Genomic DNA, 14,325 nt, shown 5'->3' with positions numbered 1-14,325 from the left:
AGCGAATGGAGTTCACACTGCGCCCGGCCAGCGAATCAGACCGCACCTACATCCAGCGCCTCAACTACCTCACCGAGGTGTTCGGCGACGAGTCTGCCCCGCTTGGCGAGTCCTCGCTGCACGGCGTGGCCGAGTACGTCGACCAGTGGGACCCCGAGCGCGACGGCGGAGTCATCGCGTTCGACCCCTACCGCACCCCGGCTGGCGGGGTCTGGTTGCGCTACTGGGCCACCCCCGAGCAGGGCTTTGCAAACCTCGGCCCCGACGTCCCCGAGCTTGCCATCGCCGTGGAGAACCGCTTCGCGGGCCACGCCCTCGGCACGACGCTGCTGCGCGCCGCCTGCGACCTGGCATGGGCCCAGGGGGCGCGGCGCGTGGCCCTGTTCGTAGACCCCAACAACCCTAGGGCGCGGCACCGCTATGAAACGTTCGGGTTCCGCGACGCGCGCGCCGCTAACGTGATGGCGCTTGAGCTCTAGCTAATGACCACCACGAGGTCGCCGCCCTCGACCTTCGTCGCCTTCGTCAGTGCGATGCGCTCGATCGTGCCGTCCTTCGGCGCGGAGATCGCGGCCTCCATCTTCATCGCCTCAATCGTGGCAACCTGGTCGCCCTCTTTGACCTCGTCGCCGACGTTAACCGTGACGTTGACAACCCCGGCGAACGGGGCAGCGACGTGGCCCGGGTTGGACGTGTCGGCCTTCTCCACCTCCGCCACCGAGGACTCCGCGCTCTCGTCGCGCACGCGCAGCGGGCGGACCTGGCCGTTGACGGTGAAGATCACCTGGCGCATGCCCTTTTCGTCGGCGTCGCCGATTGCCTCGAGTCGCACGACCAACGGGGTCTTCTCTTCGGCGACCTCGCCGTAGTAGATGAGGTTTTCCTCGCCCTCGACCAGCCCGTAGAAGAACGCCTTGTCGGAGAGCTGGTCGGTAATGCCGTAGGTCCGGCGGTGCTCCAGAAACTCCTCGTACTGCTTGGGAAACAGCAGCTTGTCCAGCGCCTCGCGCCGCAGCTTCTCGTCGTCGGATTTCAAAGCCTCCGCAGCCTCGGCGGGGACCTCGACGGTGCGGTTGACCACGGCGCGGTCTTCAAGCGCCTTGTCGCGCAGCTCCGGCCAGCCGCCGGGCGGGGTGCCCAGCTCGCCCTGGAGGAAGCCGATGACCGACTCGGGGATGTCGAACTTGCGCGGGTTCTCGGCGAACTCGTGCGGGTCCACACCCGCGCCCACGAGGTGCAGCGCGAGGTCGCCGACCACCTTCGACGACGGCGTCACCTTGGTCGGGCGCCCGAGGATCTCGTTGACCGCGGCGTAGTAGTCCTCGATCAGCTCAAAGCGATCGCCGAGGCCCAGCGCGTTGGCCTGGGTGCGCAGGTTGGAGAGCTGGCCGCCGGGGATCTCGTGCTTGTACACGCGTCCCGTGGGGCCCGGGATGCCGGATTCAAACGGAGCGTACACCTGACGCACGGCCTCCCAGTAGGGCTCCATGTCGGAGACCGCCTCCAGCGAGAGCCCCGTGTCGCGCTCGGTGTTGGCAAACGCGGCGACGAGTGCGGACATCGAGGGCTGCGACGTGGTGCCGGCCAGCGGGGCGGAGGCGACGTCGACAACGTCGGCGCCCGCGGCGGCCGCCGCGAGGTAGGTCGCGAGCTGCCCGCCCGCCGTATCGTGCGTGTGCACGTGGATGGGCAGGTCGAAGCGCTCGCGCAGCGCGCCGACCAGCCGCGTCGCGGCGGCCGGGCGCATCAGGCCGGCCATGTCCTTAATCGCTAGCACGTGCGCCCCGGTGCCCACGATCTCCTCGGCAAGCCGCAGGTAGTAATCCAATGTGTAGAGGTCCTCGGCCGGGTCGAGCAGGTTGCCGGAGTACGCCATCGCCACCTCGGCGACGGTGGTGTTGGTCTCCAGCACGGCGTCGATGGCCGGGCGCATCTGCGAGACGTCGTTAAGAGCGTCGAAGATGCGGAAGATGTCGATGCCGCTGCGGGCGGCCTCCGCGACGAACGCCTTGGTCACGCTGTCCGGGTACGGGGTGTAGCCGACGGTGTTGCGCCCGCGCAGCAGCATCTGCAAGTTCACGTTCGGCAGCACTTCGCGGATCTCGTCGAGACGCATCCACGGCGACTCGTGCAAGAAGCGCATGGCGACGTCGTAGGTTGCCCCGCCCCACGCCTCGACCGAGGTCAGCTGCGGGGTGAGGTGGCCGACGTGCTTCGCCGCGGCGACGAGCGTGTTCGTGCGGATGCGCGTCGCCAGAAGCGACTGGTGCGCGTCGCGGAAGGTCGTCTCGGTGACGCCGAGTGCGGTCTGCTCGCGCAGCTTCTGCGCCCACTTTTCGGGGCCGAGCTCCAGCAGGTCGTCGCGCGAACCGCGCGGCAGCTCGCCGTAGTCGCGCTCGGGCAGCTTCTTCGAAGGCGCGATGTTCGTCGGCCGCGGCCCGTTGGGCTGGTTGACGGTGACGTGGCCGACGTAGTCGAGGATGCGGCCGATCTCGTCCGCCGCCGCGGGCGCCTCCAGCAGGTGCGGGTGGTCGGCGATGAAGTTGGTGTTCACGCGCTTGTAGCGGAAGTCGGGGTCGGAAAGCAGCTCGCGCAGGAACCCGATGTTGGTGGAGACGCCCGTGACGCTGAACTCGTTGAGCGCGCGCAGCGAGCGGTCCACGGCGATCTGGAAGTCCTTGCCGCGGCAGGTCATCTTCACCAGCAAGGAATCGAAGTTGGGGGTAATTTCGGTGCCGACGGCAACGGAGCCGTCGAGACGCACGCCCGCACCGCCCGGCGAGCGGTACCCGGTGATCAGGCCGGAGTCCGGGCGGAACCCGTTGGCGGGATCCTCGGTGGTGATGCGGCACTGCAGCGCGGCGCCCGTGAGCTGCACGCTCTCCTGGTCCAGGCCGAGGTCCTCAAGCGTCGCGCCCGCCGCGATGTAGAGCTGCGAGCGCACGATGTCCACGCCCGTGACCTCCTCGGTCACGGTGTGCTCGACCTGGACGCGCGGGTTCATCTCGATGAACACGTGGTTGCCGTTCTCGTCGACGAGGAACTCGACCGTGCCTGCACCGGAGTAGTTGATCTCCTTGCAGAAGCGCACCGCGTCGGCGCAGATGCGCTCGCGCTGCTCCTGCGTAATGTGCTGCGCCGGCGCGATCTCCACGACCTTCTGGTGGCGGCGCTGCATCGAGCAGTCGCGCTCGAACAGGTGGATGACGTTGCCCGCGGAATCAGCGAGGATCTGCACCTCGATGTGCTGCGGGTTGATCACCGCGCGCTCGACGTACGCCCGCGCATCACCGAAGGCCGCCTCCGCCTCACGCGAGGCTTCTGCCGCGAGCTTTTCGACGTCCTGCTCACGCTCCACGAACCTCATCCCGCGCCCACCGCCGCCCGCCACGGCCTTGACAAAGACGGGGAACTCGAACTCCTTGGCAAACTCCGCGATCTGCGCCGGGTCGTCCGAGGGCTCGGAGTCTTTCAGCGTGGGCAGCCCTGCGCGCTCCGCGGCCTGCACGGCGGCTGCCTTGTCGCCGGTGAGGTCGAGCGTTTCCGGGCTGGGGCCGATGAAGGTGATCCCGTTCTCGGCGCACTCACGAGCAAGCTCGGCGCGCTCGGAGAGGAAGCCGTAGCCGGGGTAGACGGCATCCGCGCCCGTCTTCTTCGCGGCGGAGATGATCTCGTCGATGTCCAGGTAGGCGCGCACCGGCTGGCCTTCGACGCCGATCTGCACGGCCTCGTCCGCAAACGGGCGGTGGAAGGAGTTGCGATCCTCGCGCGGGTAGACCGCGACCGTTTTGGCCCCGGTCTCGAACGCTGCACGAAACGCCCTCACGGCGATCTCACCCCGATTGGCAACGAGGACTTTGTCAAAGTGCGGAAGCGTGCGAGCCATGGTGGTGGTCCTTTCCCGAGCGGGTGTGGGGTCATGCTAAAGCTGATTCTAACCCCCAAAGAAGGCACACGAGCGGGCTTGAATGTCGCTCTGTGTGGGGGCTTCTGTGATTGTGGGTGCTGGTGGGGCCAGTGACAAAAGTTGTACCGGCGCCGAAAACGACCTGGGAAAATGACAAAAGTTGCACCAGCGGTGCAACTTTTGTCACTCAACCCGTCGGCTAGCGCACGTGGCGCTCATCCGGGCCGTTGTACGCGGCCAGCGGGCGGATGATCGTCGGGTTGCTGTACTGCTCAATGATGTGCGCGGTCCAGCCGGTGATGCGCGCCATGACGAACAGCGGGGTGAAGAACTCGATGTCGAAACCGAGGATGTAGTAGGCCGGGCCGGCCGGGAAGTCCAGGTTCGGCATGATGTGGATCGAGGTATTGTCGTACATGGTCTTGGCCATGATGTCGTAGATCTCGACCCACTTCGCAGCACCCTTATTCGGGTCCTTCGCCTCGTGCTCGGCGGCGAGCTTCTTAAAGCAGGCCTCCATCGTCGGCACGCGCGAGTCGCCCTTCTTGTACACGCGGTGGCCGAAGCCCATGACAAGCTCCTTGTTCTTGAGCTTGTCCAGGGTCCACTCCTCGGCCTTGGCCGGGTCGTCGATCTCGACGAAGTTGTGCATGACGAACTCGTTGGCGCCGCCGTGCAGCGGGCCCTTGAGCGCGCCGATCGCGCCGGTCACAGCGGACCATGTGTCCGAGTTGGTGGACGTGATCACGCGGGCCGCGAACGTCGAGGCGTTGAAGGAGTGCTCGGCGTAAAGGATCATCGACTTCTCGAATGCCTCAATGTCCGACGGGATCGTCGCGGGCGAGCCCTCGCCGTCGCCGAAGACCATCCAGAGGAAGTTCTCGGCGTAGCCCTTCGCCGGGTCCGGCTCGATGTAACCCTCGCCGCGGCGGCGGCGGATATCAAGCGCCACGATGGTCGGCAGCTTGGTCAGAAGCGTCAGCGCGATGTCGCGGATGTGGTCGGTGTCCTGGGTGAACTTGTGCGGGTCGCGCGTGCCCAGAAACGACACAGCTGTGCGCAGCACGTCCATCGGGTGGCAGTCCTTCGGCATGGCCTCGATGACGCCGATGAGCTCCTCGTCGAGGCCGCGGCGGGCGCGAGCCTTGGCGTAGAACTCCTCAAGCTCCTCGCCGGTGGGAAGCTCGCCGTTCCACAGCAGCAGCGCAACCTCTTCGAAGCTGACGTTGTCGGCGAGCTCCTGAACGGGGTAGCCGCGGTAGAGCAGCGAGTTGGTCTCGGGGTTGACTTTGGAGATGGCAGTGTAGTCAGCGACAACGCCGTAGAGGCCCTTGCGCACTTCTTGCTCGGTCATGGTGGTGCTCCTTACTTACTTACTTCTCAAACGTCGGGCGGTAGTTCTCCGCCGAGTAGGTGAACACAGACTGGTCGAACTGGTTGTACTCGTCGTAGCGCACGAGCTCGTAGAGCCGCGAGCGGTGCTGCATTCGATCCAGCCACGCCTCTTGGGTGCCGGTCTCGGCGATCTCGCGCAGCATCTGCTCGGTCTGCCCCATCGCGGTGCGGAAGGTGGTTACCGGCCAGATCACCGCGTTGTAGCCGATCTCCTCGAGCCTGCCGGCGGGGATCAGCTCGGTCTTGCCGAACTCGGTCATGTTTGCCAGCAGCGGCACGTCGACGGCGGCGCGGAACTTTTCAAAGTCGGCCTCGGAGTAGAGAGCCTCGGTGAAGATCAGGTCTGCGCCGGCGTCGGCGTAGGCCTTGGCGCGCTCGATGGCGGAGTCGATGCCTTCGATCCCGGCGGCGTCGGTACGCGCGCAGATGACGAACGCGTCGTCGCTGCGCTCGCGCACGGCGGCGGTGATGCGGCGCAGCATGAGGTCGCGGGGAACGACCTCCTTGCCGTCGAGGTGGCCGCAGCGCTTCGGGTTGACCTGGTCTTCGAGGTGCAGCGCGGCGACCCCGGCCGCCTCGAACTCAGCGACGGTGCGTGCGGAGCTCATGGGCTCTCCGAAGCCGGTGTCGGCGTCGACAAGCACGGGTAGGTTAGTCACGCGCGCGATCTGGCACGAGCGCGCCGCGACCTCCGTGAGCGTGGTCAGGCCGATGTCGGGCAGGCCCAGGTCGTTGGCCACCACCGCGCCGGAGACGTAGACGCCCTCGAAGCCACCGATGTCCTCGATCAGGCGGGCTACCAGCGGAGAGAACGCGCCCGGCAGCTTCGTGATCGTCGGCGAGGTCAAAGACTCGCGCAGTGCTTGACGACGCTCATGCGGCGTCTTGTCTGGCGCGAACATTAGAAGATGCCTGCCGGGGTCTCGGGAGCCTGTGCGGCTGCTTCCTCGGTGACGCGGACGTTGAGCTCGCGCAGGTCGGTCAGGTTCTCCAGGTCCTGCGCCGCGGCGAGGAAGCGCTCCTGCTCCTCCTCGGAGACGATGCCGGCGGCGAGGGTGCGGAACTTGCGGATGTAGTCCTCGCGACCGAAGGGGCGCGCACCGAGCGGGTGCGCATCGGCGACAGCGATCTCGTCCTGGATGACGGAACCGTCCTTGAACGTGATCACTGCCTTGGCGCCGAAGGCCTTCTCGTTCGGGTCGGTGGAGTGGTAGCGGCGGGTCCACTCCGGGTCCTCGACGGTGGACACCTTGTGCCACAGCTCGACCGTCTCGGGGCGGCCGGCGCGCTCCGGGGTGTAGGAGTCGACGTGGTGCCAGGTGCCGTCCTCGAGCGCGACCGCGAACATGTACATGATCGAGTGGTCGAGCGTCTCGCGCGAGGCCGTCGGGTCCATCTTCTGCGGGTCGTTGGCGCCGGTGCCGATGACGTAGTGGGTGTGGTGCGAGGTGTGCAGCACGATGGACTCGATGTCCGCCGTGGTCTTGCCTGCCTCGGCGATGGTCGCCTTCATGCGGCGCGCCAGGTCGATCGGGGCCTGCGCCTGGTACTCCGCGGAGTGCTCCTTGGTGTAGGTGTCCAGGATCGCGCGCTTCTCCTCGCCGTCGGCAGGCAACGGGACGATGTAGGTGCGCTCCGGGGAGTGCAGCAGCCACGCGATGACGCCGTCCTCGCCCTCCCAGATCGGGGCGGGTGCGCCCTCGCCGCGCATCGCGCGGTCGACGGCCTCGATGGCCATCTTGCCGGCGAACGCCGGGGCGGAGGCCTTCCAGGAGGAGATCAGGCCCTTGCGGGACTGGCGGGTCGCGGTGGTGGTGTGCAGCGCCTGGCCGACGGCCTGGTAGATGGTGTCCACGTCAAGCTCAAGCATGGTGCCGATGCCGGCTGCGGCCGAGGGGCCGAGGTGCGCGACGTGGTCGATCTTGAACTCGTGCAGGGAGATGCCCTTGACCAGGTTGACCTGGATCTCGTAGCCGGTGGCGATGCCGCGGATCAGGGCCTTGCCGTCGAGGTTCTTGTGCTGCGCGACGGCCAAGATCGGCGGGATGTTGTCGCCCGGGTGGGAGTACTCGGCGGCGAGGAAGGTGTCGTGGAAATCGAGCTCGCGCACCGCGGTGCCGTTGGCGAACGCGACCCACTCGGCGGAGTAGTTGCCGTCAACGCCGAAGATGGGGGCGCCACCCTCGTTGACGGGGTGAGCCTGGGCCATGACGCGGGCCGAAGTGACGGGGCGGCGTGCGAAGGAGGCCACGGCGACGGAGGCGTTGTCAATGATCCTGTTGATGATCATTTCCTTGGTGTCCTCCGGGACCTCAACCGGGTCGGCTGCGACCTTGGCCACCTTGTAAGCAAGGTGCTCTTCAATCGGGAACTCTTCGGCGGAGCGGCGGGTGCGTACTTCGTGGTTGATCATTTTGGGTGCGTGACTCCTCACATCGCTGGCTTGCATGGTCTACCTCATACTATGGCCGGCGGTGTGACTCGGGCCATGTTCTAACCTGTGAAATTCTGCGTGCAAAAACTCCCCATCCTGTAACATTTGTAAAATCGCAGTTCACGCGAACGGAAAGGGAGGCGACCACGGTGGCGAAGTTGTTTGCGGGGGGACGGATCCGGACTGTGCGCCGCCAGCACGACCTCACCCAGGTCGACATGGCCCGGCGCATCGGCATCTCCGCCAGCTACCTCAACCAGTTAGAAAACGACCAGCGCCCGCTTACCGTCGCCGTGCTCGTCGAGCTAACGCGCGCCTTTGGCCTCGACCCGGCGTACTTCTCGGGCGACGACGAGCGCCGCACCATCACCGAGCTCTCGGGGCTCCTTCCCGACATCGAGCACGAGGTGCTGCGCGATATTACGGCGCGTTTCCCGGATGTCGCCAAGAGCATCCTCGCCATCCCCTCCCACCTCGGGGTGGGCGCGGCGAACCCTTATGCCGCGGTGCGCACCTTCTTCCAGGACAACCGCAACTACTTCGACGACCTCGACCGCGCCGCCGAGGACCTCGCCTCCGGGGCGCGTGGCCGCCAGGCGCGGCTGACCAGTCTCGCCGCCGCCTTTGACCAAAGGCTCGGCTACACGGTGCGCTTCAACCAGCCCGCCGCCCACGTCGAGGGCGCGCGCTCCGCCATCGACGCCACCGCGCGCGAGCTGCGGCTGCGCGCCGGGCTGACCGAGGCGCAGCAATGCTTCGAGATGGCCTACCACTTCGGTCTGTTAACGCAGGGCCCGCTTATCGACGCCCACTTGAACGCCCACCCCGGCACCAGAGGCCACACCGCCGCGCGCGACATCACCCGCCACGGCCTGGCGCAGTACTTCGCGGCGGCAGTGACCATGCCGTATGCCGAAATCCTCGACGCGGCGGTGAGCACCCGCTATGACATTGAGGTCATCGCATCAAGGTTTGGCACCAGCTTCGAATCCACCTGCCAGCGCCTCGGCACACTGCAGCGCCCGCACGCCGCCGCGGTGCCGTTCTTTTTCATCCGCACCGACCGGGCGGGAAACATCTCGAAGCGGCAATCCACCACGACGTTTCCCTTCGCGGTGGCCGGCGGCACGTGCCCGCTGTGGGTGGTGCACCGGGCCTTTGACACCCCCAACCGCGTGACCAGGCAGGTCTCGGTGATGCCGGACGGATCTACGTACCTGTGGGTCGCGCGCATGGTGCAGGGCCCGACCTCCGGGTTCGGTGCGCCGCGCCAGGAAAACGCCGTGGCGCTGGGCTGCGACATCACGCACGCGCCGCAGATGATCTACGCCGACGGCTTGGACCTGCGGCCGGACTCCGCCACCCCGATCGGCCCGGGCTGCGAGATGTGTCCGCGCGATCGCTGCCCGCAGCGGGCCTTCCCGAAGCTTTAGTCCAGGTCCGTCGAGCCCACCAACCGCCGCGCAGCCTCCGTGATCGAGCCGGAAAGCGAGGGGTAGACCGCCATGGACTCGGCGAGCTGGGCGACGCTGAGGTTGTTGGTCACCGCAATCGTGATGGACAAGATGAGCTCGGAGGCGGTCGGGGCGACGATGACGCCGCCGAGCACCTGGCCGGAGCCCTTGCGGGCGAAGATCTTGACAAAGCCGTGCTGCAGCGAACGCATCTTCGCGCGCGGGTTGGTCTCGAGGTCCAGCTTGATTACATCCGCGTCGACCTCGCCGTTGGTGATCTGCTGCTCGGTCACACCGACCGCGGCGATCTCGGGGCGGGTGAACACGGCGTTGCCCACCGTCTTCAGTCGCAGCGGCTCAACGCCCTCGCCGAGCGCGTGGTGGATGGCGATGCGACCCTGCATCGCGGCGACAGAGGCCAGCGGCATGAGGTCGGAGCAGTCGCCCGCCGCGTAGATGCCCGCGACGTTCGTGCGCGAGACACGGTCGACGTGGATGTGGCCCGACGGGGTCATGGCCACGCCGTTGGCCTCCAGGCCAAGGTCCTTGGTGTTGGGGATTGAACCGATTGACATGATGCAGTGAGATCCGGTGATTTCCCGGCCGTCCTTCGTGGTCACCACGACCTGATCGCCGGTATTGACCACGCTGTGGGCGTAGGAGTCCTTGACCACTTCCACGCCGCGGCCGGCCAGGACGGTCTCGAGCACGTCGGCGGCGTCGGCGTCGTCATGCGGCAGGATACGGCTGCCGGAGGACACCATGGTCACCTTCACCCCGAGCTCGGCGAACGCCGAGACGAACTCCGCACCCGTGACACCCGAGCCGACCACGATGAGGTGCTCCGGCTGCTCAATGAGGTCGTAGACCTGGCGCCAGTTGAGGATGCGCTTGCCGTCCGGCTCCGCGCCCTTGATCACGCGCGGGGACGCGCCGGTGCACACCAGCACCATGTCGGTATCGACGCGCTCGAAGGTGCCGTCCGGGTAGGTCACCTTCACGCTGTGGGTGGTGTGTCCCGTCTGCTGCGACGACAAGGCACCGTGGCCGCGGATGATCTTCACCCCGGCGCGCTCTAGTTGGACCTTGACGTCACGGGCCTGCTCGGACGCCAGCGCTACCACACGGTTGTTTAACGCGGTGATCATCAAGCTCGCCTCGCCGAGGCCGTGGTTCAAGCCCATGTCGTCGGCGCGGCGCAGGTCCGTCTTGATGTTCGACGCCGCGATGAACCCCTTCGAGGGTACGACGTCGAGGTTGATCGCGGAGCCGCCAACGCCGTGATTTTCAATCAGGGTGATATCCGCCCCGTACTTCGAACCGGCCAGTGCCGCCTCGTAGCCCGCTGGGCCACCACCGATGATGACGATCTTTTTGGACACCTGGGTTTTCCTCCGTGATGGGCTTGACGTACAACTGCCAGTCGCGTTAACCGACGCAAGTCTACAGTCACCCAGCGTCGCTAGCGAGGGCAGCGAAATACTTCTCCACCACCGCGCCGAACAGGCGCACCCCGACGGCGATGGATTTTTCGTCCACGTTCAGATCGCCCTGGTGCAGGTCCTGCTTCTCACCCTTACCGTCCCACGCGCCGAGGCGGACCATGGCGCCGGGGACGTGCTCGAGGTACCAGGAGAAGTCCTCCCCGCCGGAGGACTGCGGCGTGGTCACCACGGCGTGGGGGTCGACGGAGCGGCCCGCTTGGACGATCAGGGCGGTCGCGATGTCGTCGTTAAGCACGGGCGGCACTCCGCGCGTGTAGTTGAGCTCGAACTCGCAGCCGGTCGGGGCGAGGATCTGGGCGATGAGCTCGCTAGTCAGCTCCTCGATGGAGCGCCAGGTGGTGATGTCGGAGGTGCGAATGGTGCCCTTGAGCAGGGCGGATTTCGGAATCGCGTTGGGCGCATCGCCCGCCTCGACCGCGCCGAACACCACGACGGTGCCGGTGCGCGGATCCACCCGGCGCGACAACAGCGCGGGCAGCTGGGTGATCACCGCGCCCGCGGCGTAAACCACGTCGGCGGTCATCTGCGGCCGCGAGGTGTGCCCGCCGGGGCCGGTGATCTCGATCTCGAGGACGTCGGAGGCCGAGGTGATCGCGCCCGTGCGCACCCCGATCTGGCCGACGCGCAGCGACGGCTCGACGTGCAGGGCGTAGATCGCGGAGACGTTTTGCAGCCCACCCCAGCGGATCACGTCCACTGCGCCGCCGCCCATGACCTCCTCCGCAGGCTGGAAGATGATCCGGATGCCGTAGTCCAAATCCAGCTCCGCGAGTGCGCAGGCCAGCGCCATACAGATGGTGGTGTGCACGTCGTGGCCGCAGGAGTGCGACACCCCCGGGGTGCCCGAGGCGAACTCAAGCCCGGAGATTTCGGCCACGCTGAGCGCGTCGATATCCGCGCGGAAGGCAAGCCGCTCGCCGTCGGTGGGGCCAAGGTCGACGTAGAGGCCCGTGCCGGGGAAGGGCACGGGGTTAAGGCCGTGCTCGCAAAGCACTTCGGAGATAAACGCGGTGGTGGCGACCTCTTCGTGGGACAGCTCGGGGTGGGCGTGGATGTGTCGGCGCCACTGCGTCACCGTGGCCTCGTTGGCGCGTATCCACTCGCCAACGGCGGTGGCGATGCCGGATCCTGTGCCCACGTGTGTCCTCCTGCTTGTAGCCCGGAATTTTTCGTATCCGGGCTGAGTCTAGCAACTAGACCAAGCGGTTCATCACTCGGTGGTGCCCCACGCAGTGTTCGAAGTGCTCGAAGCGCGGCGGGTACGTCGCGGTGCCGCTGACAAGGTAGGTCGCGTGAAAACGAGCTGTGTCCTCCGGGCTTGCCGGCCATACCGCGCACACCTGCATGACCGCCGCGGCGTCCTCGGCGCAGCGCGCCTTGACCACCGATTCCGACGCCGGCAGCAGCGCTACCGGCGGCACGTGCAGCGCGTGCGCGATGCGGTACACCGTCGACAGCGTCGGGTCCGCCGAGCGCGACATGTTGTACTGGTTGCGCTCAATGTTCGAGATCAGGCTGCGCGAGACCCCCGACAGCTCCGCGAGCCGCCGCTGACTCAGCCCCCTCATCTCGCGAAGCGCGCGCAGGCGCTCTGCCAGCACAAACCCGTAGCTTGCCCAGTTGGATTGCGGCATGATGTCCGCCATAACAGCCCCCCGCTGTGTATGTCCCCCTTACCCGACGGGTCCCAACCCTACTACAGGAAAATGTTGCGCGGGCCGTACAGCCGATCGCCCGCATCGCCCAAACCGGGCACGATGTAGGCATCGTCGTTGAGCTGCGGGTCAATCGCCGCGGTCACCAGCCGCACGTCAGGGCTATGGGCCGCAAGCTTATCGACGCCCGCACGCGCCGACACAATACAAATGCAGGTGATATCGTCCGCGCCACGCCCCTTGAGCAGGTCCAGCGCATAGATCAGAGAGCCGCCGGTGGCCAGCATGGGGTCGACGACGAACACCGGCTGGCCGGAGAGGTCTTCGGGCAGCGCCTCGAGGTACGGCACCGGCTCGTGGGTGGTCTCGTCGCGGGCCAGGCCGATGAAGCCGACCTGGGCGTCGGGGATCATCGACAGCGCCGGGTCGATCATACCCAGGCCCGCGCGGATGATCGGCACGATGATTGGCGGCTTGGCCAGCCGGGTGCCCTCCGCCTCGCCGACGGGGGTGCGGCAGGTAAACGTTTCCACCGCCAGCCCGCGCGACGCCTCGTAGATCAGCATCGCGCCAAGGTCGGCGAGCGCGGCCCGGAACGCCGCGTTGTCGCTGCGCTCGTCGCGCATGATGGTCAGCCGCGAGGCAGCGAGGGGGTGATCGACGATCGAGATGTCCATGATCCCCATGCTAGTTGCCAAACTTGCTCGCCGAGGGAACCTGGTGGGCCCTGGAGCAGTCAAATAAGGCCATGAGAACTTTTGTCGTTGACGCTTCCGAGGTTGCTGCGCTGACGTCGTCGTTGCGCGCCGCGGCAACCCAGATCACGGACATCCCACCTCACACCCCGAACGATTTCGGGCCGACGGCTGCCTTCCGCACTGCGCTCGCTTCGGCGATCGGGCATGTCAACGACCGTGCCGGCCAGCTGCGCGCCGAGGCGCTGCGCCTCGCCGACGTCATGGAACTCACCGTGGACGCCTCAACCAGCGTCGACGGAAACTTCGCGCGTGATCTCAGGGCGGTGCTGTAGATGATCTCACCACCTGAGGTGATGCGCGCGGTCGCCGCCTCGCTTCCGCCGCAGTTCAACCCAGTTGAAGTCACGCCACTGCCGGGCCTGGAATCGGTCGTTGATCTCGCGCGCATCGTGGAGGGGGACCCTTCCCGGTTTATGGACGCCGCGAGCACCCTCGCGACGCAGCGCGGGGACATCGATCGCTCCATGTCCGCCGCGGCGGAGTTGCTCGCCCAGGCTGTCGCTGACATCGTCGCGGTGAGTCAGCGCTACCTCGCCGAGGCGGCGACGCTGATCGCCCTCTCCCTCACGCCAACCGGGATGGCGTCCGCCGCCCTCAAGCTCGCGGAGCTCGCTTCGCGCGCGTTAGGCGAGGTCAACGAGCGCCTGATGCGGCTCGAGCGCGACCTTGACCCGCACACCAAGCTCATGACCGGCATTGCCGATTCCCTGCTCGCCGAGGAGCCGCTGCAGGCAACGCCCGACGCCCAACGCGCCACGGACGAGCTGCGCGCCCTGACGCAGCCGGTCGCGATGGAGCCTGCCTCAGAAACCACCGAGCACGTGCTGCCGCCGGAGCCAACCGGCGATGCGGGTCCCGCGAGCGAGGGCAGCGCCGTGGGGCGCGCCGCGGTGGAGGCCGCGCGCAGCCAGCTGGGCACGCCGTACCAGTGGGGAGGGACCTCGCCCGGCGGTTTCGACTGCTCGGGGCTGACCTCGTGGGCCTACCGGCAAGCCGGCGTGGAGCTGCCGCGGATGGCGCACGAGCAGGCCATCGGCGTGCAAGTCCCCTACGACCAGCTCCAACCCGGCGACCTGGCGGTGTGGGACGGCCACGTGGCCATGTACGCCGGCGACGGGATGTACATCGAAGCCGGCGACCCGGTGCAGATGAACCCGGTGCGAACGCAAAACCTCGACATGGGGTTCAAGGGCTTCTGGCGCCCGACGGGCTAGCGG

The 14,325-nt window shown here is 67.1% G+C and carries 12 protein-coding genes; 4 read left to right on the top strand and 8 right to left on the bottom strand.

Annotated elements, in window-relative coordinates; genetic code table 11:
• Nucleotides 1-5: 5 nt before the first annotated feature.
• Entirely contained in the window at nt 6-479 is a 474-nt protein-coding gene (locus tag RIU96_RS04800; RefSeq protein WP_136650890.1) for a GNAT family N-acetyltransferase, read from the top strand.
• Here the strand turns inward: RIU96_RS04800 and RIU96_RS04795 are convergent.
• From RIU96_RS04795 to prpD, 4 genes are all read right to left on the bottom strand, one after another.
• On the bottom strand, nt 476-3,886 hold the full coding sequence (locus RIU96_RS04795; protein WP_259818370.1) for a pyruvate carboxylase: 3,411 nt from the start codon (nt 3,884-3,886) through the stop codon (nt 476-478). The genes RIU96_RS04800 and RIU96_RS04795 overlap by 4 nt on opposite strands.
• A 220-nt stretch (nt 3,887-4,106) precedes the next feature.
• Nucleotides 4,107-5,261 (bottom strand): bifunctional 2-methylcitrate synthase/citrate synthase, encoded by a 1,155-nt coding sequence (locus tag RIU96_RS04790; protein ID WP_144317366.1) that lies wholly within the window; start codon nt 5,259-5,261, stop codon nt 4,107-4,109.
• A gap of 19 nt (nt 5,262-5,280) precedes the next feature.
• Nucleotides 5,281-6,204: a methylisocitrate lyase gene (gene prpB / locus RIU96_RS04785; protein WP_259818372.1), complete on the bottom strand. Its 924-nt coding sequence runs from the start codon at nt 6,202-6,204 to the stop codon at nt 5,281-5,283.
• Entirely contained in the window at nt 6,204-7,715 is a 1,512-nt protein-coding gene (gene prpD, locus RIU96_RS04780; RefSeq protein ID WP_259818374.1) for a 2-methylcitrate dehydratase PrpD, read from the bottom strand. Before prpD ends, prpB begins: the two co-directional genes overlap by 1 nt.
• A 170-nt stretch (nt 7,716-7,885) precedes the next feature.
• On the opposite strand from prpD, the gene RIU96_RS04775 reads away from it, so the two are divergent.
• Entirely contained in the window at nt 7,886-9,169 is a 1,284-nt protein-coding gene (locus RIU96_RS04775) for a helix-turn-helix domain-containing protein (protein WP_136650885.1), read from the top strand.
• Here RIU96_RS04775 and RIU96_RS04770 read toward each other — a convergent pair.
• The 4 genes from RIU96_RS04770 to upp all read right to left on the bottom strand — a co-directional run bounded on the left by RIU96_RS04770 (nt 9,166) and on the right by upp (nt 13,027).
• Nucleotides 9,166-10,572, bottom strand: coding sequence for an NAD(P)H-quinone dehydrogenase (locus RIU96_RS04770; RefSeq protein WP_136650884.1), 1,407 nt, complete (start codon nt 10,570-10,572; stop codon nt 9,166-9,168). The genes RIU96_RS04775 and RIU96_RS04770 overlap by 4 nt on opposite strands.
• A gap of 67 nt (nt 10,573-10,639) precedes the next feature.
• Nucleotides 10,640-11,833 carry an amidohydrolase gene (locus RIU96_RS04765; RefSeq protein WP_136650883.1) on the bottom strand — a complete coding sequence of 398 codons (1,194 nt, stop codon included), beginning with the start codon at nt 11,831-11,833 and terminating at the stop codon, nt 10,640-10,642.
• A gap of 55 nt (nt 11,834-11,888) precedes the next feature.
• Complete coding sequence (locus RIU96_RS04760; RefSeq protein ID WP_136650882.1) at nt 11,889-12,341, bottom strand: type II toxin-antitoxin system RelB family anti-toxin; 453 nt, start codon at nt 12,339-12,341, stop codon at nt 11,889-11,891.
• Between the two features lie 50 nt (nt 12,342-12,391).
• Entirely contained in the window at nt 12,392-13,027 is a 636-nt protein-coding gene (gene upp / locus RIU96_RS04755; protein WP_181729566.1) for a uracil phosphoribosyltransferase, read from the bottom strand.
• 71 nt (nt 13,028-13,098) lie between these two features.
• Between upp and RIU96_RS04750 the strand changes: the two genes are divergently transcribed.
• Both RIU96_RS04750 and RIU96_RS04745 read left to right on the top strand, forming a co-directional pair.
• The gene (locus tag RIU96_RS04750; protein ID WP_259790996.1) at nt 13,099-13,380 is read left to right on the top strand and encodes a hypothetical protein; all 282 of its coding nucleotides are present in this window, start codon (nt 13,099-13,101) and stop codon (nt 13,378-13,380) included.
• Nucleotides 13,381-14,322, top strand: a complete 942-nt coding sequence (locus tag RIU96_RS04745; protein ID WP_301717425.1) for a C40 family peptidase — start codon at nt 13,381-13,383, stop codon at nt 14,320-14,322.
• Nucleotides 14,323-14,325 lie beyond the last annotated feature (3 nt).

The sequence above is a fragment of the Corynebacterium sp. Z-1 genome, assembly GCF_031844665.1.
GTDB classification, from domain to species: Bacteria; Actinomycetota; Actinomycetes; order Mycobacteriales; family Mycobacteriaceae; genus Corynebacterium; species Corynebacterium sanguinis.
Note: the sequence above shows the minus strand (reverse complement) of the source record. Positions and strands in the feature narration are given on the sequence as shown.

Coding starts and splice junctions, on each gene's coding strand:
- RIU96_RS04800 (WP_136650890.1), top strand. CDS start 6: ATGGAGTTCACACTGCGCCCGGCCAGCGAATCAGACCGCACCTACATC.
- RIU96_RS04795 (WP_259818370.1), bottom strand. CDS start 3,886: ATGGCTCGCACGCTTCCGCACTTTGACAAAGTCCTCGTTGCCAATCGG.
- RIU96_RS04790 (WP_144317366.1), bottom strand. CDS start 5,261: ATGACCGAGCAAGAAGTGCGCAAGGGCCTCTACGGCGTTGTCGCTGAC.
- prpB (WP_259818372.1), bottom strand. CDS start 6,204: ATGTTCGCGCCAGACAAGACGCCGCATGAGCGTCGTCAAGCACTGCGC.
- prpD (WP_259818374.1), bottom strand. CDS start 7,715: ATGATCAACCACGAAGTACGCACCCGCCGCTCCGCCGAAGAGTTCCCG.
- RIU96_RS04760 (WP_136650882.1), bottom strand. CDS start 12,341: ATGGCGGACATCATGCCGCAATCCAACTGGGCAAGCTACGGGTTTGTG.
- upp (WP_181729566.1), bottom strand. CDS start 13,027: ATGGACATCTCGATCGTCGATCACCCCCTCGCTGCCTCGCGGCTGACC.
- RIU96_RS04750 (WP_259790996.1), top strand. CDS start 13,099: ATGAGAACTTTTGTCGTTGACGCTTCCGAGGTTGCTGCGCTGACGTCG.
- RIU96_RS04745 (WP_301717425.1), top strand. CDS start 13,381: ATGATCTCACCACCTGAGGTGATGCGCGCGGTCGCCGCCTCGCTTCCG.